The sequence below is a fragment of the Sphingomonas glaciei genome (assembly GCF_023380025.1).
Lineage (GTDB): Bacteria > Pseudomonadota > Alphaproteobacteria > Sphingomonadales > Sphingomonadaceae > Sphingomicrobium > Sphingomicrobium glaciei.
Window position 1 is genome coordinate 2381771 of record NZ_CP097253.1, and the last position, 22731, is coordinate 2404501.

18 protein-coding genes and 1 tRNA gene are annotated in these 22731 nt (G+C 63.3%); 10 read left to right on the plus strand and 9 right to left on the minus strand.

Annotation, left to right across the window (positions count from 1 at the left end):
* Positions 1–183: 183 nt before the first annotated feature.
* From M1K48_RS11680 to M1K48_RS11685, 3 genes are all read right to left on the minus strand, one after another.
* Complete coding sequence (locus tag M1K48_RS11680) at positions 184–858, minus strand: PEPxxWA-CTERM sorting domain-containing protein (RefSeq protein ID WP_249503379.1); 675 nt, start codon at positions 856–858, stop codon at positions 184–186.
* Positions 859–1008: 150 nt separating this feature from the next.
* On the minus strand, positions 1009–1308 hold the full coding sequence (locus M1K48_RS14435) for a metalloregulator ArsR/SmtB family transcription factor (protein ID WP_406697367.1): 300 nt from the start codon (positions 1306–1308) through the stop codon (positions 1009–1011).
* Positions 1309–2223: 915 nt separating this feature from the next.
* The gene (locus tag M1K48_RS11685) at positions 2224–2937 is read right to left on the minus strand and encodes a hypothetical protein (protein WP_249503380.1); all 714 of its coding nucleotides are present in this window, start codon (positions 2935–2937) and stop codon (positions 2224–2226) included.
* A 288-nt stretch (positions 2938–3225) separates the two neighbouring features.
* Between M1K48_RS11685 and M1K48_RS11690 the strand changes: the two genes are divergently transcribed.
* Positions 3226–4659 carry a winged helix-turn-helix domain-containing protein gene (locus tag M1K48_RS11690; RefSeq protein WP_249503381.1) on the plus strand — a complete coding sequence of 478 codons (1434 nt, stop codon included), beginning with the start codon at positions 3226–3228 and terminating at the stop codon, positions 4657–4659.
* A 295-nt stretch (positions 4660–4954) separates the two neighbouring features.
* A complete protein-coding gene (locus M1K48_RS11695; protein WP_249503382.1) occupies positions 4955–6412 on the plus strand; it encodes a PAS domain-containing sensor histidine kinase in 1458 nt (485 codons plus the stop codon).
* On the opposite strand, the gene M1K48_RS11700 is transcribed toward M1K48_RS11695, so the two are convergent.
* Positions 6409–6771 (minus strand): response regulator, encoded by a 363-nt coding sequence (locus M1K48_RS11700; RefSeq protein ID WP_249503383.1) that lies wholly within the window; start codon positions 6769–6771, stop codon positions 6409–6411. The two genes, M1K48_RS11695 and M1K48_RS11700, sit on opposite strands and share 4 nt — an antisense overlap.
* A 673-nt stretch (positions 6772–7444) precedes the next feature.
* Here M1K48_RS11700 and M1K48_RS11705 point away from each other — a divergent pair.
* The 4 genes from M1K48_RS11705 (at position 7445) to M1K48_RS11720 (ending at position 14225) form a co-directional block, all read left to right on the plus strand.
* Positions 7445–8521 carry a hypothetical protein gene (locus M1K48_RS11705; protein ID WP_249503384.1) on the plus strand — a complete coding sequence of 359 codons (1077 nt, stop codon included), beginning with the start codon at positions 7445–7447 and terminating at the stop codon, positions 8519–8521.
* Positions 8514–8969, plus strand: a complete 456-nt coding sequence (locus tag M1K48_RS11710; protein ID WP_249505245.1) for a site-specific integrase — start codon at positions 8514–8516, stop codon at positions 8967–8969. The genes M1K48_RS11705 and M1K48_RS11710 overlap by 8 nt, the downstream gene beginning before the upstream one ends.
* 864 nt (positions 8970–9833) lie before the next feature.
* The gene (locus M1K48_RS11715) at positions 9834–11585 is read left to right on the plus strand and encodes a GmrSD restriction endonuclease domain-containing protein (RefSeq protein ID WP_249503385.1); all 1752 of its coding nucleotides are present in this window, start codon (positions 9834–9836) and stop codon (positions 11583–11585) included.
* 231 nt (positions 11586–11816) lie between these two features.
* The gene (locus M1K48_RS11720) at positions 11817–14225 is read left to right on the plus strand and encodes a TonB-dependent receptor (RefSeq protein WP_249503386.1); all 2409 of its coding nucleotides are present in this window, start codon (positions 11817–11819) and stop codon (positions 14223–14225) included.
* Between the two features lie 16 nt (positions 14226–14241).
* Here M1K48_RS11720 and M1K48_RS11725 read toward each other — a convergent pair whose 3' ends face one another.
* From M1K48_RS11725 to M1K48_RS11745, 5 genes are all read right to left on the minus strand, one after another.
* Positions 14242–15243, minus strand: coding sequence for an LLM class flavin-dependent oxidoreductase (locus M1K48_RS11725; RefSeq protein ID WP_249503387.1), 1002 nt, complete (start codon positions 15241–15243; stop codon positions 14242–14244).
* Between the two features lie 38 nt (positions 15244–15281).
* Entirely contained in the window at positions 15282–16610 is a 1329-nt protein-coding gene (locus M1K48_RS11730) for an ABC1 kinase family protein (RefSeq protein WP_249503388.1), read from the minus strand.
* Positions 16607–16951: a DCC1-like thiol-disulfide oxidoreductase family protein gene (locus M1K48_RS11735; RefSeq protein WP_249503389.1), complete on the minus strand. Its 345-nt coding sequence runs from the start codon at positions 16949–16951 to the stop codon at positions 16607–16609. The genes M1K48_RS11730 and M1K48_RS11735 overlap by 4 nt, the downstream gene beginning before the upstream one ends.
* Before the next feature lie 66 nt (positions 16952–17017).
* Positions 17018–17374 carry a response regulator gene (locus tag M1K48_RS11740; RefSeq protein WP_249503390.1) on the minus strand — a complete coding sequence of 119 codons (357 nt, stop codon included), beginning with the start codon at positions 17372–17374 and terminating at the stop codon, positions 17018–17020.
* Entirely contained in the window at positions 17367–19700 is a 2334-nt protein-coding gene (locus M1K48_RS11745) for a PAS domain S-box protein (RefSeq protein WP_249503391.1), read from the minus strand. Before M1K48_RS11745 ends, M1K48_RS11740 begins: the two co-directional genes overlap by 8 nt.
* An 81-nt stretch (positions 19701–19781) precedes the next feature.
* On the opposite strand from M1K48_RS11745, the gene M1K48_RS11750 reads away from it, so the two are divergent.
* From M1K48_RS11750 to M1K48_RS11765, 4 genes are all read left to right on the plus strand, one after another.
* Complete coding sequence (locus M1K48_RS11750; protein WP_249503392.1) at positions 19782–20306, plus strand: gamma carbonic anhydrase family protein; 525 nt, start codon at positions 19782–19784, stop codon at positions 20304–20306.
* Positions 20307–20345: 39 nt separating this feature from the next.
* Positions 20346–21038 (plus strand): pirin family protein, encoded by a 693-nt coding sequence (locus M1K48_RS11755; RefSeq protein WP_249503393.1) that lies wholly within the window; start codon positions 20346–20348, stop codon positions 21036–21038.
* Positions 21039–21123: 85 nt separating this feature from the next.
* Positions 21124–22428 (plus strand): hypothetical protein, encoded by a 1305-nt coding sequence (locus tag M1K48_RS11760; RefSeq protein WP_249503394.1) that lies wholly within the window; start codon positions 21124–21126, stop codon positions 22426–22428.
* Positions 22429–22481: 53 nt separating this feature from the next.
* A tRNA-Tyr gene (locus M1K48_RS11765) sits at positions 22482–22567 on the plus strand.
* Positions 22568–22731: the final 164 nt, after the last annotated feature.

Consider the following 22731-nt stretch of genomic DNA (forward strand, 5'->3'; position numbering starts at 1 on the left):
TCGTCTCAGAGGCCGGTGTGACATTCTCTCCCGAGTCAGTGTCGTGGACTGGAAGCTTGGCTCTACCTTCTCGCAGCGGTAATCGTGTTAGGACAGGCGTAAGCGAAAGAACCGCAACGAGATCGGGCGGTCCACCAAAGGCCCGCCCGATCCGCTGACTGCAAATAGGAAGCGTCAGTTCGACTATGCCATCGCACTAAGGTGTGGTGCGGCATGACGCCCGCGACGCAGGCTGAAGCCGACCGCACCGAAGCCCAACAGCATCAGCGCCCAAGTGGCAGGTTCAGGAACGGCAGTCACTTGCTGGACGCCAGCGAGACGCAGCTGCTCGAAGCTGTTGAGGCCGGTAGCGCTGAGCTGAAAACCAGTGAAGCGCTCACCCTCGGTCCCGGTGATGCCGCCAAAGTTCTGTCCGTTGCCGCTGATGACGCGCGTGAAGTCATTGCCTCCGGCGTCCTGCCCGAAGACCAGACCATTGAAGAAGACATCGCCGGTGCCGAGAAGGTTGAACGTCGCCGTCGAGAACGTGTAGCCGTTCAGTAGGCTGTAGGTCAGCGTGTTGAGGATACCGTCGGTCGACTCGACGACTGCCTGACCAGACGCACCCATGATGAGCGTTTCATCACTAGTGAATGTGCCAGTGATGGCACCGCTGCCGTTGAAGTTGCTGTTGATCAAGCTCGGCCCGCCAGTGCCCGTCATGAGCACATTGATGTCGGTATGAGCGCACGCCGGATCGTTAGGGCCGACTTGATAGCACTGAACAACAGCAGCAGAAGCGGGAGTGGCCGTCGCGAGCGCAACTAGGCTCGCCATGGGGACTCCAAGCATTGCTCCTTTGAGACCAATCTTCTTCATCTTCCATCTCCCTGCTGAAGTGCCCTGAGGCTTAGCGCCGTGATGAAAATGCTTTGTTGCCGCCACGGCTCGACAAAGATGGATAAAGGCAGCTTGTGTTCGATCATCACGCCAGAAATGACGAACTCAGATTGTCCTTAGTGAGGACGATTACTGATGCACGAAGCCAAGATATCGTACGTAGTTCCTAATTGGTGCAATCACGGATCTCCGCACGAGGGCGTATTCTAACCGCCCGCCTGACCTTCTCCTTGATATGATCTCAGCTTCTCCAAGTATCTTAAGATGGTGGAGCACAGCTGGATTTGATATCTCAAAGTGAGCAGAAAGTTCACTTAGAGTCATGTTTCTGTCGGACAGCAGATCTACAATCTCGAACCTTACAGCCGAGCTAAGGGCATAGAATACACCCCGTGTATCACACTCCCTCTGAGGTGCCGTTGCAAACATGATCAGCAACTCCGTTTATCGCAGTCACAGCAAGCCATCGAGTAGCGAATTAGCGAGGTTACGACGGTCACTCGATGCTGTAATCAATAATAGGACTTCTCCAGTAGCAAGACATCGAAGTGCCATGACTCCTATCAGCGCATCACTGAGGCCTAATTCATTCTCAAAGGAATGCCCCCAAGACTGCTAGAAGAGCCAGTTAATTCGCGTTTAACTGAATGAGTGCCTGCGGTCGCTTGCGCTTCGGTGAAGCGCCGTGACGAGGCGGTGAGTGGTGCAACCATCGACCAATCGCCTCCAAGCTTCGACGACTCGAACGAAGACGACGCGCGAGAACTTATCAGGCACTCTGAAGATCGTGAGCGCTCGCGAGGTAAAGTGGCGCTCTCACCTGGGCTTCACTGGACGAGGCCGAGGTCTCAATCAGCTTGCCGATGCCGAGAGATACGCTCAGCTCAGAGCCTGAGCTGAACGTCAGCTAACCACCCAAGGCGGACATCACGAGGGCAGCGGCGCTTTCGAGCAACAGCCGCAAAGTTCTTCGCTATGACGAGGGGTAAGCCCTTCCAAGAAGCCGCTTCTTCCTTACGTCAGGCCCATGAGTTTGCGATGCCTCTTGAACGTCCATCGGCCGATGCTGACCTCGATCGTTCGCCGGACCGATCGGTTCACCGCCCTGTGTGACGACTGCGGATCAATCATCGAGCGCTCCCACGAGAGCCGATGGGCAAGGTCAGAGCCACTGGCGTCAACGTGTGGTCAGGCCGCCTTGGCGGACCGCTCCTAGCTCAACTGGATAGAGCGTCGAGCTTGAAACCGCAGGTTGGGGATCTGAGCCCTTGGGAGCGGGCCAGTCCCAATCTCCGCAATGGGTGTAGAGCGAACCTTTGCTCAGCGTTCCGGCATTTCGACGGCTTAGGAACCAAGTATTTTGATGCCCCCATATGGCACCCAGCTCTCGTCGTAGGGGCTCTTGATCTCCGCTCGCCAAGTTACCATCAACTCCTCGCCGTTTGGACCTGCGAAGCGACCGATCAGCTGGCCGGGCGAGGGCGCGCCCGGTATATTTATAGCAAGTGCAAATTCGGTTGACCCCGTGGCGATGGCGGTCGGGGTGAACGGGTAGGTCGTTGGGGTATACGGACCCCATGCATCGGCCCATGCAATATCGATGTTGCCGGAGATCTGTCTATTGGCAAAGTCGACGTTGATGCGAACCTCATGGCCCACATCCCCCTGAACATTGCGATAGGCACGCGAGCCGGTGGTTGGGAGGGAGGTCGGACTAGTCGCCGTTCCAAAAGCGACCCTGAAGGTCGGATCGGCATACCTAGCAAGCACGCCAGCATAACGCCCTGGCGGTCGCGGGATGTCGATACCGGTGAGCAGCGACTGACCACTGGAATCGATCATCCTAAGCGCTGGATCGGTAGCACTGTTCTGCTGCAGGTTGCCTTCGCCGACGCCGTCGATCTTCAGCCAATAGGTAGCAGGCTGTCCTAACCAGCGAAGAGAGATATCTCCAACGCTGAGCGTCGGCTTGAAGTCTGCCGAGGCAAACGATCCGAGAAGGACGAAATCAGTCTGGCTTGTGATGCTTGATGGCGGGGGTGGGTAAACGGTAGCCACCGGAGGAGGAGATACCGGAGGAGAGCTGGTGGGTGGCGTTGTCACGACCACCGGAGACGGAGAGTTGTCGCTGCCGCCTCCGCCGCACCCACTCAGGAAATTTGCCGCTACGCCGCACACCAGCGCGCTACAGACCCTGTTCCACGCCACCGCCACTGCTCCTGCGCAATCCCAGTCGGAGTCAGAGCTTACGCCTGTTTGTCCGCGCCGAACATGATGAGAAGCTGATGACTGATCTTGTCCTATGTTGGCGGATGCGGCAACTTGGCGCCGGAGGAAAGAGCATCGATGCCGCAAGAGGCGCGCCAGAACAGCTTCAGCATCGGCGCACTGCGCGTGAATCCCCGCGAACGCATCCTCGAGCTTGACGATCGAAAGCTCAACCTCGAACCCCTGGTCATGCGGCTACTGACGGTGCTCGCCGACAGTGCGGGCCAAGTCGTCAGCCGGCACTCCTTGTTCGGGCATATCTGGGGCGCGGCGATGGTCGGAGACGACAGCCTCAACCGGCTGGTGCTGACCTTACGCAAAGCCCTCGCCAGCTTCGGGTCGCCGGTGCTGATCGAGACCGTGCCCGGCACCGGTTACGCGCTGCGGATCGCCGCTGCATCCGCAACAGAGACCGAAGCATCCGGCCTCACGCGGGCAATCCAGGCCGCGCACGACAGCTGGCGACTGGCGCTGCCACAACCCGACTTCCTGTGCCTTGAGCACCTGGCCGCCGCCTGCCGCGCCGAGCCGGCCGATCCGCGCCTGTGGGGGTGGGCCGCCCTGCTCTACCGCCATGCCGCGGAATATGCGGCGCCCCACGACATCGCTCGGTTTACCCACGACTGCGAAGAGGCGAGCCGGCGGGCACTGGCGCTTGATCCTTCGCAGCCCGAGGCGCTGACAGCACTCGCCACGCTGGTGCCCCTTATCGGCAATTGGGGCATGGCACGCGAGCGGCTGCTGTCGGTACTGGAGCGTCATCCCGATCACCCAGTCGCAAGCCAGGACCTCGCCACGCTCGAAATGGCAACTGGCCGGGTGCGGGAAGGCAAGCGCATCCGCGACGCCCTGTTGGTGCGCGATTCCGTGGCTGCGGTGACAAGCTACAAGAGCGTGTTCCAACATTGGTCGGTCGGCGATCATGCCGGCATGGACCGGATCGCCGAACGCGCGATCAACCTATGGCCGACCCATCCGGCGGTGTGGCTGGTGCGGCTGTGGACCTATGCGTACACCGGCCGGGTCGAGGCCGCGCTGGCGATGACCACGGACGATGTGCCCGGCCCTGATACGCCGCCGCCGATGCTCGGATTCCTTCGAACCGTCCTTCGCGGCGCTGCAGCGGCTGACACGATGGCGAGACACGAGGAAATCAGGACAGCGAGTTTAGCGTTCGCCGCGAGTGGCCCGGCCGCAGCGCTTGCTGCCCTGTTCGCGCTCGGCCTTTCCGACCAGTGTGACGCACAGTTCGAAGTGCTGCAGGCCTACTATTTCCACGAAGGCCCCGCTCCCGTGCCGAGCCACCATACGGCAAGCGAGCTGTCGCTGAACGAGCAGCATCGCCGGCTGACACAGGTGCTCTTCACCCCGGTTCTGGCCAGCGCGCGGCGTGATCCTCGCTTCCTCCTGCTTTGCAAGCGGATCGGACTCGCCGATTATTGGAAGGAGACCGGACTTACCCCCGACTTCCTGGCGGATGCGGCGTCCCCCGCGAAAGCGATGGCAGGCTAATCACCGCTCGGCGGTGGATAATCGTTTGTCCATCATATGCGGGGCTGTGTTGTTCTGCGTCAGGCTTGAGCCGCCCTTTGCTCGTCGCAGACCGATCCATCCGAAGAAAGCAGACACTAGCGTGTCGGCTAGCTGCACGGCGGCGCGATTGAGGGCATACGAGCGGAAACCCAGACGCCGATCCGGAGTTGTTACAAGCAACAAAGATACAAGTCTCGGTAAGCAGGTGTAAGTTGACAACTTCCGTACCAGTTTGGGTTAGGGCCTTGGCCTTCACTATGAAGCAGGCCTAGCGATGTCGCAGATGCCAAAACGCGGGCCCGTCGATCACGCGCGGGAGTACTGGCGCACGCCTTTAGTGCTGCCGCCTTCGAACGAATTCAGATCACCCTGCATCGAAGATGAGAACTTCCGCCGGCTTGCTACCTTCTTACCGACGCTTTGCTGGCTAGCCCGCGGTGACGGATACATCATCTGGTACAATCAACGTTGGCACGACTATTGTGGCACTCAACCCGAACAGATGGAGGGTTGGGGCTGGCAATCAGTTCACGACCCAGAGCAGCTGGCCGCCGTACTGACTACTTGGCAGCGCTCCATTGCTCTGGGTGAGCCATTCGAGATGGTTTTCCCTTTACGCGGAGCTGACGGCCGCTTTCGGCCATTTCTGACGCGCATCGTACCCGCAAGGAATGAGGCTGGCGAGGTTGTGCGCTGGTATGGCGTCAACACTGAGATCGGCGACCAGGTGCGTGCCGAAGATGCCCTGCGACAGAGTGAGTCCAAATTCGAGGTTTTGACCGATGCCATGCCGCAGATGGTTTGGACGGCACGCCCTGATGGAGCACACGACTACTTCAATGCGCAGTGGTACGCGTTCACCGGGGTTCCCGTTGGTCAAACCGATGGAGCGGGCTGGGCTGAGATGTTCCACCCCGACGATCGAGCTCTTGCGCAGCAAAAGTGGAGACACAGCCTAGATACGGGTGAACCTTACGAAGTCGAGTATCGCCTCCGGCACCACACAGGGGCGTTCCGCTGGACGCTGGGCTGTGCACAACCCGTGCGAGACTCAGAGGGTAAGATAACGCGCTGGATTGGAACTTGTACGGACATAGATGCTTCGAGGCGTGCTGCTGAGCAGACTGAGCTACTTGGCCGTGAACTGAGCCATCGTATCAAAAACATCTTCGCAGTCATTGGGGGCATTATCAGCATTACCGGTCGGAATTCGGCTGAATTGCGCCCTGTGATGAAGGAGCTGTTAGATCGGATTGCCGCGCTTGGCCGCGCGCACAACTTTGCGCGGCCGCACAGCCCAGAGTCACGGCCAGAGGACCGAGCGGGAACACTCCATGGCTTGGTTTCGGTACTACTTGAGCCATACACTGATGGGCAAAACAATCGAGTGCGGGTCTCCGGTGACGAGGTCCCAGTCGATGATCGCGGCGCTACTCCATTGTCGCTTGCGCTTCATGAGCTTGCCACCAACTCAGCGAAGTATGGAGCGCTCTCGACTGAGGAGGGCGGGGTAGCTGTTTCCATACTGCGGCAGGAGCCGCGAGTGTGCCTGAGCTGGCACGAGGCTGGTGGCCCTGAGATTGAGAGCACACCTGGACGCATTGGCTTCGGCACGCAGCTGGCGGATATTGCGATCGAACGGCAGCTTGGCGGCACGATCAAACGAGAGTGGAGGCGAGAAGGACTGGTCGTCACTATCGACGTTCCAGTGTCACACCTTTGGCGAGGCTAGCGTCCGCCGGCTACCTTCCGAATCCGCTCCAAGGCTCTTGCGACAGCGGTGTCATCAAACGGCTTGTCAACGATGCCCACAGCCCCCTCGAAATCGAGTGATGCCTGAGCGGGGTTTGCAGTTAGGAAGAGCACCTTGGTCCCGTATCTCTCAGCGATCTCACGGGCCAACTCTGGCCCGGTCAGGCCATCACGCAGATTGAGGTCCACAATCGCGAGGTCGGCGGCGCTCTCTTCGGCAAGCCTAAGAGCAGTAGCCTTATCCGGCGCAATGCCCACGACGGTGCAGCCCAGAGCCTCGACGACAGACTCAAGGTGCAAAGCGGGGAAAATTTCGTCTTCGACAATTAGGATTTTCATGGGAAGGCAATCTGCTCGTTAGATTGCTAAACCAAAGTTTGGCCAACAGGTTTCGTTAAATCGGACATAAGCACCAGCTTCCGATCCACCCCCGGGGCACGCGAGCTACGGCGTCCTGACGTTCCGCATATCAGCGCTAGCGGACGTTTTCAGTCCAACATTCGGCTCCGAAGCCCGCCTAGGTACCTCCAGTTGCGCGTGAGGACGGTTCGTGGGTGTAGAGGAGGTCGGTTTGATCAAACTCGAGCTACCAAAGCACCTCCCACAGCTAAGGCGATCGGATCGTTCGGCCGGTCGCTTTGGGATGTCCTTGGGTCCGGTGAACTCGTTGGCTTGAACTCTAGTCTAAGTGATTGCGATGTAACGCCTTTTGCAAACGTCTACCTTGCTTTCGTAATGAGGGGGTCACAGGTTCGAGTCCTGTAAGCGGCACCACCCTTCCTTGAAGGGCTTGAGTTTCAACAGAATCCCGCGATTACCGAGCTTTAGTGCCTCGCTGCTGTACACAGCGGAGGTACACCAAGCGCGTATGGGTATCCTAGTGAAACACCTCACTCCACCTTCAAAGACCGGCCTTCGCGAGTTTCGCCGCAGGTTCCCGCCCGATCTGCGCGAGCTGATTGGTCGTTGGGAACTCAAGGTCCCAGTAGGTCGCGAAGGAACGCCTGGCTTCTTGGCCCGATACGAGGCTGCTGCCAGCGACTACGAAGCGATTATTGCGGCTGCCCGACGTAAGCTTGAGGGTCGGTATGATACCCTGGACGGCCCGCTGATTGCCTATCTCGTCGAGGTGCATCGCGTGCAAGCCTTGGAGGACGACAATGCCGCCCGGTGGGACATGGAGGAGCGTGAACTCTTCAAGTCCGTCATGGCGGACCTTGAGGCACGGGGGGTAGCGCACAGCAATCCATGGAAGGGTCGAGAGGCTCAACGATGGGCCGACAAACGGCGCGAGACCGTGGAGTGGCTCCTGCCTCACTATCGGGCCCTCAGGGCCAACGGGGACCTGGAAGGTATCATTGAGTTCTGGGGCGATCAGGCGCTCGAACTCGCGGAAGCCAAGGGGTACGTCGTGGACCCGGAGAGCGCAGGTTTCGGGCAGCTCTGTCGTGCATTGAACGACGCGGGCATCTCGATACTTGAGGATGTCGCAGCGCGACTGGAGGGCCATGAGGCCCCGACGCCGCCTGAGCCCGCGCCGCCTGTAGCTCAAAGCCCGAGGAAGCCTTCTCAGTCGCGGGTTCCCTTACTCGCGACGTTCGATGCGTACGCGGTCGCACAGGGCATATCGGCAGGGGTGAAGGCCGAATGGCGACGTTACATTGAGTTGTTGATTGAGTTCGTGGGGCATGACGACGCGTCTCTCCTCACGCCTCACGACCTTCGCGACTGGCGCGACAAGCTCCTGAGCGAACCCACGCGGCTCGGCAGGGCCCGAAGTCCCGTTACGGTTAGGGACAAGTACCTGACGTCGGTACGAGCTATGCTGACGTGGGCAGTCGAGGAGCAAAAGCCAGGCGCGAACGTCGCCGACGAGGTAAGGATGCGGGTTCCAAAGCGACCCAAGCTCCGTGACAGGGACTTCACGCGCAGTGAGGCTCAGTCGATCCTTGCGGCCACTCTGATTCCAGCAAGCGCAAACCTTTCCCGCCGGGCACTCTCGGGCTCGTCGATGGATACCTTGGCTTTGCGCCTACTCGGGTGCCCGCGTAAACGAGTTTTCCCAGCTCCGTGGTCAAGACATTCTTGAGGTGGAGGGGCTGTGGTGCGTCCGGATCACTCCCGAAGCGGGTACTGTGAAGGCCAAGGAAGCTCGGATCGTTCCGCTGCATCAGCACGTCCTTGACCAAGGCTTCCTGGGGGTCGTGAAAGCCGTAGGCGACGGCCCGCTCTTTTACGATCCCGAGAAGCAAAGGGTGGCGAGCGAGAGTAACCGTCATTTCAAAAAGGTGGGAGAGCGGCTGGCCTCGTGGGTTCGAGGGGAAGTTGGCATCACGGACCCGGCTCTCCAGCCGAACCACGCATGGCGGCACACCTTCAAGACACTGTCGTACGAGGCCGGGATCGAGGAGCGAGTAGTCGACGCCATTCAAGGACACGCGCCAAAGACCACCGGACGAACCTATGGCAAGGTTCCCGTGAGAGCGATGGCCGACGCGGTTGCCAAGCTGCCGCGCTTCGAGGTGCCGGGCACATGACCGCGAAGCCCGCTTCCGGAAGCATCCTTGCCTTCTCGCTGCCTTCGGCGTCCGAAGTTGCCAAGAAGCGCAAACGGGAGGGTTCTTGGCGACCACTCGGTTCGAGACGGGTCAGCACCATGGTTGATACTTGGACCGAGTACCTCTGTGTGCGCCCCGCTCGAACTCCGGGCGTCTTCCAGCTCGCGGTCTGTGGGACTTTCCGTGGTGGTCGCTTACGTCCGATGCAGGATAACAGCTGGCGCGAGGTGGGTGGAAGGGCACCTGCAATGCTTGCCGAGGCTTTACGCGCCCTTGATTGGCCCTCAGATGACCTCTCGTCCCTTCAGGGGGCACTCACTGCGTTGCCGAGGCTTGGCCCGAGCGAGCAGGTTCCTGAAGCTCCTGCTCGCCAACCCAAAGCTCGTGAAGCCTAGTGGATGGACCGGCGGTGTAGTTCTTGCTCGGTTGCCGGAACTACAGAGCCGACAGGGCTTGTCTCACGAAGTACGCCTTTGAGACAGCTGCGACATGGTCGCAAAGGCTGTGCGCAAATGTCTAAGCGGGTCCCCTTCTGCTCTCTCGAGGGTACCGATTAGAGATGAGAATCGGCAATTCGAGATCGACGGGTTCGCTCGAGCCGTTAACGACCGCGCCGTAAGTTGATGCAAGATCAATACACTCGAGTCATCTCGAGAGGGTGAGTGGCCGCAAGGTGCCCATGTGCAACGGGACCTCTCCGCGCTTTCAGGGGATGTTGGGCAGACATGGCCTAAGGTGCCTCGAAGATGACGGGTTCGCCGCTTCGCAATGATGGGTCGACCTCAGACTTTTAGAAGTGCCCGCCTCTGCTATGAGAAGGTGAAGGTCGTACACGGGGGAAAAATGTCAGGCACTGTCGATTCATACGTAAACTTGGTTGAGCAAGCTTACCGTGGTCACCTCAAGCTGCCCGCGTTCCAACGTGACTTTAAGTGGAATCGAAAGCAGGTTGTCTTGCTCTTCGACTCAATCCGCCAAGGCTACCCGCTTAACGGCATGATCCAGATAGAGGGCAATCACGAGGAGTTTGAGCCGAGGGATTTCTTTGGATCGGGTCCGGAGGCCGCATCGCAGGCACCTAAGAGGCTGGTATTGGATGGCCAGCAACGACTAACCGCAGGCATCCACCTATTCTTCAATAACCCGGGAGAACTTAAGTCCCAGTATTTCGTCGATCTCAATAAGCTCGAGAAAAACATACATGATTGTAAAATCGACATCGAGAACGACGATCACGTTCGGCTATACCTCGCCGACCTGGATGTTGATTCCGGATACCTGGTGGCGCGTTCGAGTGCCAAAGACCCTTATGCCTTACTAAACAAGTCAGATTTGCTTTTCACGCCCTTACTGATTTCGGGAAGGGCTAAGGACAGATCTACTTACTTTGAATCTTACTTAAGCCATAAGCCTTCCCGGAAGAATCTGATACGAAATGTCATCGAAAGCCACTTTATAGTTTCTGGTGGCCCGTCCATTCCCTTGATCACGATCGAGTCAACATTCAAGATCGAGGCAATCAGTCGGATATTCGCGACACTTAACTCAACTGGCAAAGTACTGACGCCGTTCGAGCTTGTCGTAGCAGTTCTCTTTCGCCAGGTTGATCTCAGGAAGGGGATCGCCTCAGGCAAGCAGGGGAAGATCTACTATCCGCAAATGGACTCAACCGGCGAAATCGCGCTTCAAACCGCTGTTTTGTTCGCAGGCGAAAGCCCGAAAAAGTCGACTCTCCCGAAGACGCTAACTGCTGAGATTTGGACAAAGCACAGCAAAGAAGCTTTTACCTGGTTGGATGTCACGGGGAAGTTTCTCTCAGACCGTCTCGGAATGGCTTTGGACATCACGGCATCTCTGATCCCTTATGATTCAATCTTTGCGCCAATGGCGAAGGTCATGAAGGAGATCGACTATCCAAGCATCTCCGGCAAAGAGCTTGCAAGCGTCAATGCGAAGTTGTCGAAGTGGGTCGTAGGAGCCGCCCTGGATCAGCGATACCAGGAAGGGGTCCACGGTAAGCAAAAGGATGACGCTGACGACGTTCTGGCATGGATCAAGAATGACCATGCTGAGCCCGACTGGCTCGCTCTGGTAAGAGTGCCCCCTCTCACCCTTGCGACCCCAATGGGTGCGCGGGGTTTAATGATCCGTGCTCTATTTAACCGATCGAACTTGGAAGACCCCGTTAATCAAAAGCCGATCAACCTCGGTACGCCGACGGCACACCTGCATCATGTGTTTCCGACAAAGTACGTTTCGAAGCTCACGGGCTGGGATGAGAAGAACGACAAGGCGAACCTACTGCTCAACACGATGCAGTTAGACGCGGAGACCAACACGACATTTCTAAATGACGATCCTGCGCTGCAGGTTCAGGCTGCCGAAGAAGCAAACCCAAAGACGTTCAGCCAGAGCTATGCGGCACAGGGTATCGACTCCAGCGGCCTCGCTCTCATGAGAAAAGCTCACAAAACCAAGAACGACTTCATTAACTTCATCAAAATCCGTGAGACGGTCATCGAGAAGATGCTTGAGGAGTTCGACTTCACAAAGAGCGGATCGGCCCCAGAGATCGATGATCAAGAAGATGCCTGAGCTACCTCGCAGGCTTGCAATGGCCCAACCATTAGGTACACGGACGTAGCACACAGACTAACCGCAGCGAGGTCAAAAAGCGCGCGTTTTCTGGGACTTTGGTATCTTGGAGCCGCTTCCTGTAAGCGGCACCACTTCCGGTCTTTACCGGTTTGTATTCAGAACATACAGTCATCCCCGATAGCAGTGTTGCGGCCGCTCGCCGCTTTGCTTGAAGAGGGGGATGGAATCATGGCGTTCGGGATCGACAAGCTACGCTGCAGGCTCGCGGCTCAGGTGGCGTTTGGCGCACTGGCGATAGTCTGCTGCGCCGGTACCGCCGCGGCCCAGGATGCCGCGCCCGCCGAGCCTGTCGTGGCCCAGCCGGCCGACGACGCGGTCGAGGAAGTGGTCGTCACCGCCCGCCGCCGTGACGAGAACCTGCAGGACACCCCGATCGCCATCTCCGCCTTCAGCGCCCAGGTGCTCGAGGCCCGCCAGGTGCTGCAGACCCAGGACCTCGAGCGGATCACCCCCAGCCTCCAGTTCAAGCCCGCCGGCCAGCTGTCGGGCAATTCGGCTTCGTCCGTCGTCTTCATTCGCGGCGTTGGCCAGGTCGATCCCACCGCCGCCGTCGATCCCGGCGTCGGCATCTACCTCGACGAAGTCTATCTCGGCCGCGCGGTCGGCGGAGCGATCGATTTCGGCGACATCGCCGGGGTCGAGGTCCTGCGCGGGCCCCAAGGCACCCTGTTCGGGCGCAACACCATCGGCGGCGCGATCCTGGTTCGCACCCGCGAGCCCGAAGTCGGTTCGTTCAGCGGCCGCGGTCGCCTTCGCCTCGGCGGTGACGATTTGGCCGAAGGCTTCCTCGCGCTCAACCTGCCGATCGCCAGCACCATGGCGGCACGCGTCGCGGGCGGCTTCCGCAAGCGCGACGGCTATGTGATCCGCACCTTCGACGGCAAGGACCTCGGTAACGAGAACGGCTATTCGCTGAATGGTGCCTTCAAGTGGGAGCCGTCGGCCGCCTTCAAGACCTTCCTCCGCGCCGACTATTCGAAGCGTAACGAGAATGGCGCGCCGTTCGTGTTCGCCGGGATCAACGAGCAGGCGCCGGTCGCCGCCATCGCCAGCGTCGCCGCCGGCTGCCCGGGCGCGACCATCCCGTTCGCGCCGATCGCGCCGGGCAATCCGCGGTTCGGTGCGCCCAACGTGCCGCTGATCAACGACGTGCGCTGCGCCAACGACTTCCAGGCCCGCGGCGATTTCGTCAACGGCGGCAATGCGCCGGTGATGAGCATGTCGGAAGTGTGGGGCGTCGCCAATACCGCCACCCTGCGCCTGTCGGACGCGCTGCTGGCCAAGTCGATCACCGCCTACCGCAACACCGAGTCGCGCGGCGTGCGCGATGCCGACAACACGCCCCTGACCCTGATCACCACCGACGTCGGATCGGAATCGAAGCAGTTCAGCCAGGAAGTGCAGCTGCAGGCCGACCTCGGCACCGTGTCGGGTATCGTCGGCGGCTATTACTTCCGCGAAGTGACCAACGAGCGTGCGACGGTGTTCCTGGCCTTCCCGCCGTCGCCGCCAGTGATCGGCTCACTGCTGGCCGGGGGCCCGGGAAGCCGCGACCTCCAGGTGTCGCGCCTCCGGACCAATTCCCTCGCGGCGTTCGGTGAGCTCACCTGGGCGCCGGTCGAGCGGCTCGAGGTGACCGGCGGCCTGCGCTACACCACCGACCGCAAATATTATCAGGGCACGGTGCTCAACCTGTTCCCGGCGACCCAGCCCGACCCCAATCCGCTGCCGACGCTGGCGACCACGCAGGGTGGCCCGCTGTTCATTTTCAACACGCCCAACCGCCGCAAGTTCTCGGCCCTGACCGGATCGGCCAGCGTGCAATATCGCTGGAGCAACGCGCTCAGCACCTATCTGTCCTATGCCCGCAGCTTCAAGTCGGGCGGCTTCAACACCCGCTACAATGCGGCGACGCCGAACAATCTGCCGGTGCCGTTCGGCGACGAAAAGGTCACCAGCTACGAAGCGGGCGTGAAGACCAACATCGGCCGGCTGCGGTTCAACGTCGCGGCGTTCAACGCCAATTACGACGACATCCAGCTGATCTTCCGCCAGGGCGTTGTGCCGCTTCTGTTCAACGCCGGCAAGGCGCGGATCCGCGGACTAGAGGCCGAGGCCAATTATCGCACCAGCTTCGGCCTGACCTTCGACGCCGGGCTCAGCCTGCTCGACGACAAGATCAAGAGCATCACCCCGATTCCCGGCGCGACCGCCACCGTCACGCCCAACGACGACCTTCCGTTCACGCCCGACGTCCAGGCCAATTTCGGGGTCGCCTATCGCTTCGGGCTGGCCAACGGCATGTCGCTGACCCCGCGCTTCGACGGCAGCTACACCTCCAAGCTGACCTTCATCACCGGCAGCATCCCGCTGATCGAGGAGAATGGCTATTTCGTCGGCAACGGCTCGCTGGCGCTAAAGCTCAAGGGTGGGCTGGAGATCAGCGCCGGGGTCACCAATATCTTCGACGAGCGCTACCTGATCCAGGGCAATGCCTCGCTCGCGACGCTCGGTTATGCCGAGCGGATCTTCGCCCGTCCGCGCAGCTGGTTCGCGCAGCTGTCGACGGCCTTCTGAAGCAGCACCCGGCGCTCTAGCTTGCGAGCTCGAGCGCCGGTGCGTGGACGGCCTCCGCCAGCAGCTCGAACGAGCGGATCCGGGCCTGCTGGTCGAAGATCTGCGAGGTGACGATCAATTCGTCGGCGCCGGTCTTCGCCACGAAGGCGTCGACCTGGGCGCGGGCGGTGGCCGGGCTTCCGATCGCCGAGCAGGACAGCACGCCGTCGAGCATCTCGCGGAACTGCGGCGGGAGGCTGTCGGCGAAGCCGGCGCGCGGCGGCGGCAACTGGATCGGCCTTCCGGTGCGCAGCGCCACGAAGGCCTGCTGGACCGAGGTTGCCAGCAGCTGCGCTTCCTCGTCCGTGTCGGCGACGAAGGCGTTGAAGCCGAGCATCACGTGCGGTTCGGCCAGCTGCTCCGACGGCTTGAAGCGGTCGCGATAGAGCGCGATCGCCTGCATCATCATCTGCGGCGCAAAGTGCGAGGCGAAGGCAAAGGGCAGCCCAAGCATCGCCGCAAGCTCGGCCCCGAACAGGCTCGAGCCGAGGATGATGACCGGGATGTCGAGCCCCTCGCCGGGGATCGCACGGACGGCGCCATTGTCGCCGCGGAAATAGCCCATCAGCTCGACCACATCGCGCGGGAACTGGTTCTGGTCGGAGGTCATGCTGCGGCGCATGGCATAGGCCGCCGCCTGGTCGGTGCCCGGCGCCCGGCCGAGCCCGAGGTCGATCCGTCCCGGGTAGAGCGACGCCAGCGTCCCGAACTGTTCGGCGACGATCAACGGGGCGTGGTTGGGAAGCATGATCCCGCCCGACCCGATGCGGATGGTCGAGGTGCGCGATCCGACATAAGCCAGCGCGACGGCGGTGGCAGCGCTGGCGATGCCCGGCATCGAATGATGCTCGGCCATCCAGTAGCGGTGATAGCCCAGCCGCTCGGCCGCCTGGGCCAGGTCGCCCGCCTGGCGCAGCGCGTCGCCTGCGGAACTGCCTTCGATGATTGGGGCGAGGTCGAGAACGGAAAGTGTCGGCATCGGGCAGAGATGGCCCGATCGGCCGGCGATTCAATGGCCTAGGCCGCCTCGCTCCTCGGGGTCAGGGCGTCGGCCACCAGCGCGCGGACATCGACCCGGGCCTTGAACCGGGCGCCGAGCAGGGCGGTGCCGCTGATCTTGCGCTGGACGAACAGCAGGTCGGCGGGAGGCAGGTGCCAGCTTGCCTTGTCGGCGGCGATGGCCAGCCCTTCCTCGCGCAGGACGCCGAGGAAAGCGCGGTCGCCGAAGTCGAACGGACCGGGCTTGTCGAGCTCTGCCAGCACCACCGCCACCATCCGGTCGAGCGCGTTGCCGTGGCGGTCTGCGACGGCCTGGCCGATGAAGCCCGCCGCCACCGCGCCGCGCGCGACCGCCGGTGCATCGCCCGCCAGGGCGGCGGCCAGCAACGTGCGATAGCCTTGGCTGATGGGGACCGGCACGTCCTGCGCCGCGCCGAAGTCGAGCAGCGCGATCCGCCCGTCGTCGAGCAGCCGGTAGTTGGCGTAATTGGGGTCGGTCTGCATCACGCCGAACTCGAACAGTTCGCGCAGGACCAGGCCGACGATGCGGGTCATCGCCAGGTCGCGCGCGTGATGCGGTGCATCGTCGAGCGCCTCGATCGGGCGGCTGTCGACGAAACTCATCGCCAGGACGCGGGCGGTGGTGAAGGCGGGATCGAGGGTCGGCACCACGAATTCGGGCGCGTCGGCCAGCAGCTTGCCATACCGCTGCAGTTGCGCACCTTCGCGGACATAGTCGGCTTCGCGCGCCAGCTGCGCCTTGGCCTCGGCAAGCAGCGGGCCGATGTCGAGTTCGGCCGGAAGCAGCCCCGACACCCGCAGCAGCGCGGCCACGTTGTCGACGTCGGCGTCGATGCTTTCGGCGACACCGGGATATTGTACCTTGATCGCGAGGGTGCGGCCGTCGTGGGTCTCGGCGCGGTGGACCTGGCCGATCGAGGCGGCGGCGATCGGATGGGCCTGGAAGCGCTTGAACCGGCGGCGCCAGTCCTTGCCCCATTCGGCGTCCAGCACCTTCGACAATTGCTGGGGCGGCATGTGGAAGGCGTTGCTGCGCAGCCGGGCGAGGATGTCGCTGAGTTCGGGCGGGAGGAAGTCGCCGCTGTCGAGGCTGATCATCTGGCCGAGCTTCATCGCAGCGCCGCGCAGGTGGGCGAGCCGGTCGGCCAAACGGGTAAGGTTGGCCGGGGTCAGTAGCAGGTCGCGACCGCTCGGCCGTTCGCCCGCCGCAAGCCGCCGCGCGCCTTCCGCCAGCATGCCGCCGGCGACTCCCCCGGCGAGGCGTCCGAATTGGCCGGCGCGGGCAAGGCGGCCGCGCGGGACGGCGCGGCTTTCATCGCCACTCACCCTGCCATCCGCCGCTGGAGGGCCGGGCGAACCCTGAGGAAACCGCGATAGGCGAGTTCGAGCAAAGCCAGCAGCGGGGGAAAGCGTGCCGCTTCGCCCAGCGGCCGGAGGACCGGGATGGCGCGCCACATGGCGGCAAAGGCGGCGGCCCCGCTCAGCAGCCGGTCGCCCTCGCGGGCGTGGAAGCGGGCGAGCAGGGCAGACCGGTTGGTCGGGCAGTCGCTGGCCGCGCCGTCGGACACATCGACGAACCGGATGCGCGCGCGGCGGTCGAGCCGCTGCATCAGCGCGATCTCGCGCCGGCAAAGCGGACATCCGCCATCGAACCACACCGTCACCATCGGCCGGATATAGGGAGGATGAGCGCGACCAGTACCCGGCCTAGAGGCCGTGCCGCGGCGGGGCGGTCAGAGCTCGAGCAACTGGTCGAGCGCGCGCGACAACTGGCTGCGGCTGTAGGGCTTGGCGATGACGACCGTTTCCTCGGTCCAGCCGACGCCTCCTTCGGCATAGCCGGTGGCAAACAGGAAGGGGATGCCGCGGTCCTTGAGCAGGTCGGCGACGGGGAAGCTGCGCTGCTCGTTCAGATTGACGTCGAGCACCGCGACATCGAACTGCTCCGAGCCGGCGAGAACGAGCGCGTCGGCCAGCCGGAATGCCGGACCGACGACTTCGAACCCCAGGTCGATCACCATGTCCTCGAGCGCGAAGGCGATCATCGGCTCGTCCTCGACCAGCAGGATGCGCAGGCGCGGGTCAGCCATGGGCCGGCATCGGCGCATCGACTTCGCAGCGCACACCATCGGGTTCGTAGAGGATCCGGACGGTGCCACCCAGTTCGGCGGCGAGCCCGCGCTCGATCATCCGGGTGCCGAAGCCGCGGGTGGTGGGCTGCGCGACGGGCGGTCCGCCATGCTCCTTCCATTCCAGCCGAAGCCGGTCGTCATCGGTCCACCAGCGGATCGAGACGGTGCCGTCGTCCTGGCTGAGGCTGCCATATTTGAGCGCGTTGGTGGCAAGCTCGTGGACCGCCATCGCCAGGCTGACCGCCACCTTGGGCGGAAGCACGAGATCGGGACCGTCCATCACCAGCCGCTCGTCGTCCGAGCGGACGGCGGTGAAGGTGTCGCAGATCAGCCGGCGAAGGGGAATCGCTTCCCACTTTTCCTGGGTAAGGATGCCGTGCGCGGCCGACAGGGCGCCGAGCCGCCCTTCGAAGCGCAGCAATTGGGCCGGTACCGGGTCCTCACCGCGAAAGCTCTGCTGGGCGATGCTCTGGATGATCGCGAGCAGGTTCTTGGCGCGATGGCTGAGTTCGTTGATCAGCAGCTGCTGGTGGGCCTCGGCCTGCTTGCGTCCGGTGATGTCCTGCAGCGCGACGATCGCGATGCCGGCCTTGCCATCGTCGTCGAGAATGGGCGTGGCCTGCGCCAGCAGCGTGACGATCCGCCCGTCAGCACGGCGGTAGCGAATCTCTTCATTGGTGACCGTCTCGCCCAACTTCGTCGCGCGATAGAGCGCATATCGCTCTGCAGGGAGCGGGCGGCCCTCGGCGTCGATCCCGCCGTAGCGATCGTAGGTTTCGGCTCCCTCGGATAGGCTGGAGTGGCCGAGCATCTCCTCCAGCGCCTGGTTGTAGAGGAAGATCTCGCCGGAAGGGACGCGGGCAATGGCGACGCCGACCGGCATCTGGTCGATCACCGCGCGGAGCTGCTCCTCGCTGCGGCGGACCCGCTCGACACTTTCGCGCCGTTCTTCGACGTCGATCACCGAACCGACATAACCCATGTAATTGCCCGATCCGTCGAAGCGCGGGGCGGCGGCATCGATGCACCAGCGGTAGGTGCCATCGGCACGGCGGACTCGGAAATCGACCTCATAGCCCTGCTGCAGGGCATTGGCGTTGAGGAAGGCGCGTTCCGCCATCGGCCGGTCGTCTTCGTGAACCGCGCTGAGCCAGCCGAAGCCTTCGCCCTGGCCGTCGGTTTGACCGGTGAATTCGTACCAGATCCGGTTGAGATAGGTGCAATAGCCGGTCTCGTCGGTGACCCACAGCATGACGGGCGTATGGTCGGCGATGTTGCGAAAGCGGTCTTCGCTTTCGCGCAGGATCGCTTCGGAGCGGACCCGGACGATGTGCGCCCAGCTGCGCTCGGTGGCTTCGGCGACCAGCGCCAGTTCGTCGTCGGTCCAGTCGCGCGGCACGTTCTGGTGCACTGCCATCATCGCCGCGAGCTTGCCGGCGCGGACGTAGGGCATGCAGATGGTGGCCTGGATGCCGATGCCGAGGAAGCTGGCGCCTTCCTCCTGGCCCAGCTCTCCGCGGACGTCGCGGATCACTAGCGGCTGGCCGCCGCGCATCGCCCTGGCGGCGGTGTCGCCGAAGCTGTCGAGGCTGTAGCTGCCGACAATGCTTTGCGCCCCGGCCGCCGACCAGTCCCCGCGGATGGCGAAGGCGTCCTGATCGACCTCCATGTCGGCATAGGCCACCACCGAAGCGTCCATATGCTCGCCCAGCAGCCGCGCGGTGACGGCCATGATGTCGTCGGGAGCGGCAAGGTCGTTGATCGCATGCGACAGGCGATCGAACAGGCCGAGGCGCTCGGCCCGGGCCTGCAACGCGCGCTCTGCGAGGACCTGGGTGGTGGTCTCGATCACGATCGCCAGCACGCCGGCGGGGCAGCCGTCGTCGCCAAGCACGGGCGAATAGTCGAGGTTCATGGCCACAGTCTCGGGCCGGCCATGGCGGTGAAGCACGAGTTCCTGGTTCTTGAACGACAGCGTGCCGCCGGCCAGCCCGACCTTCATGACATGATCGTTGAAGTCGGCGACCTCGGGCCAGCCTTCGCGCACCCGGCTTCCGAGCAGTTCGGGATGGCGACCGCCGGCGAATACCGAATAGCCGTCGTTGTAGAGCATGATTCCCTCGTCGCCCCACAGCATGACCATCGGGACGGGCGAGCGCAGCAGCAGGCCGGTCGCGGCCTTGAGGCTTTGCGGCCAGCGCTCCACCGGCCCCAGCGAGGAGGTCCAGTCACATGATTTGATGAGGGCGCCGCATTCGCCGCCGCCGTCGAGGAACGCTGGCATACCCTGTAATCGCTAGCGGAGCGGGAGCCGCGCGGAAAGAGCGACTTTCGCGGGGCGTGACTAATCGGCTAGTCGAGGGCGATGCCGCTCTACAGCCTTCATGACACCGGTCCGACGCTCGATCCCGGAAGCTGGGTCGCACCCAGCGCCGATCTGATCGGCGACGTCCGCCTTGCTGCCCGGGCGAGCGTGTGGTTCGGAGCGGTGATCCGCGCCGACAACACGCCGATCCTGATCGGTGAGGAAAGCAATATTCAGGACGGCGCGGTGTGTCACAGCGATCCGCACGCGCCGCTGACCGTCGGACGGCGCGTCACGGTCGGTCACCAGGCGATCCTCCACGGCTGTACGGTCGGCGATGGCGCCCTGGTCGGGATGGGGGCGCGGGTGCTGAGCGGCGCCGTCATCGGTCCGCGCTGCATCGTCGGGGCCGGCGCGCTGGTGCCCGAGGGCAAGAGCTATGAGGAAGGTCACCTGCTGGTCGGCGTGCCGGCCCGGATCGTCCGTCCGCTGACCGAGGCCGAACTGCAGATGCTCGAGTGGAGCGCGCTGCACTATGTCGAAAAGGCCGCCGCCTATGGGCAAGGGCTGCAGTTACAGGCCTGACACTTGAGCGGCGGTCGCGGCTGTCGCAGATTGCTTTCCATGATCAACATCCGCCCCTTCGCTTCGCTGGGCCACGCCGATCACGGCTGGCTCGATGCCCGCCACCATTTCTCGTTCGCCAACTATCATGATCCCAGCCGGATGGGGTGGGGCAAGATCCGGGTGTGGAACGACGACAAGATCGCCGGAAAGTCGGGTTTCCCGCCGCATCCGCACCGCGACATGGAGATCGTCACCTACGTCCGGACGGGCGCGATCACCCACCAGGACAGCCTCGGCAACAAGGGCCGGACCGGCGCGGGCGACGTCCAGGTGATGAGCGCCGGCAGCGGCGTCGTCCATGCCGAATACAACCTCGAGGACGAGGACACGACCCTGTTCCAGATCTGGATCGAGACCGACAAGCCCAATGCCAGCCCGGGGTGGGGCGCGATGCCCTTCCCGCGCGAGGCGCGCGACGGTGCGTTCCAGCTATTGGCGAGCGGCGGGCCGGACGATGGTGCGCTGACTATCAATGCCGATGCGCGGATAATGGGCGCGACGCTGAAGGGCGGGAGCCGGATCGCGCTCAAGGCCGATCCCGCGCGCCACCTGTACCTGGTGCCCTCGGCGCCGGTCCGCATCAACGGCGTCGCGGCCGGAGCGCGGGACGGGGTAGCGATCACCGGCGAGACGAACCTGCTGATCGAGGGTGACGAGGACGCCGAACTGGTGCTGGTCGACGCCCGCTGACCGACCGGGTGCTTGCAGCGCGGGCGGTGCTGGGCCAAGGGGGCGAGCAATCCCTCCTTCAGCATCGACCAGCTAGCGCCGACCCGTGACGCGTCACCTCCTTGTCCTCCTCGCCGGCCTCTGGCTGGGCCTTCCCGCGCCGGCGGCCGCGCAGAATAACGCTGCGCCGGCCAATGTCGTGGTGCCCGCGCCGCCGCCGCGCGAGGGAACGGTCGGTCCCGAGCAGCTGCGCGACTTCGCGCTGCCCGGCACCCGGCAGCCGAGCGCCCCGCCCACCCAGGCGCCGCGCCCGGCGCCGGCGCCCGCGGTAGCGCCGCCCCCGGTCCAGCGCACCACGCCGTCGCCGCCGGCCGCTGCCGTCCGGCCTGCGCCGGGCACCACCGAACGCGCAGCGCCCGCACGTGCCGCGGGGGAGACGGCGACGAGGGAAACCGATGCGGCTCCGGTCGCGACCTCCGTGGCTCCGCCGGTTCCCGAGACCACTGCAGTTGTTCCTTCCGATCCCGTGGCATCGCCGCAGGCCGGCACGAGGCTGCCTCCGATCGCTGTCACCCAGTCGGGTTCGCAGGCGTCTTCGCTGGTTCCGGGCTGGTGGCCATGGCTGCTGGTCGCGATCCTTGGCGGGGTCGGCCTTGCCCTGGTCTGGCGCCAGCGACGCCGGCCGGCGCTGGCGGGTTATGCCGACGATGAGTATGAGCGGGTCGCGGCGGAGCCGTCGCCTCGCCCCGATCCCGCGCCGGTGCCCCTGCCCAGGCCCACGCCGACACCCGAAGCGCTAGCCTTGCCGACCGGGCTGGTCACCACCCGCCTCCGCCAGCCGGCCAGGATGCCGGAAGCGCGCGCGCCGGCTGCCGCGCCGCCACCGCCCAGCGGGGGCGTCGTCAGCACGCGCCTGCGCGGCTGGATCGAGATCGACTTGGCGGTTCGCGAAATCCTGTTCGATGGCGAGGGAGCGATTTTCCGGGTCGACCTGGTCGTCGCCAATTCAGGCTCGTCCGCGGCGCGGGATATTGCCCTTGAAGCGGTGGCGACCAATGGCGGCGACGCGCAGGCCGCCGAGCTCGCGAATTTCTTCGCCCGCCCCGCCGCCCCGCGCACCGCGCTGGCGGAGCTGGGGCCACTCAGCGACGACATGATCAGCCACGAGCTGCGGATGCCGCGGGCGGCGATCAGGGCTTACGAATTGGGAGGAAAGCCGACCTTCGTGCCGGTGATCGCCGTCACCGCCGCCTACCGGGTCGGTTCGGGAGAAGGCCGCACCGGTGCCGCCTTCCTGGTCGGACGGACCGTCCAGGGGTCCGAGAAGCTGGCGCCGCTGCTGCTTCCGCCGGGTCCTGGACGACTGCTCGGGCTGGGCGTCAGGCGGCTCGACGAGGCTGTTCGGCGCTGACGGGCGTTGACAGCCACTCCCCCGGGCGGCATTGGCGCCCGGCCTGACCTCGTGGAGAGGTGGCCGAGTGGTTAAAGGCAGCAGACTGTAAATCTGCCCGCGCAAGCGTACGCTGGTTCGAATCCAGCCCTCTCCACCATCGCTCCGGCGACCAAAGCCGCGAAATGTCGCCGCTTGTCGCTAAGCGCGGAGCGAATCGCAAAGGATAGTCGGAGGTCCGATCCGGTTGTTCCGCTTTGTAACAGCAAGACTTGCGCTCTTGGTCAAAACTTCAACTTAAAGCCTCTGTTTTGGCTCTAACGG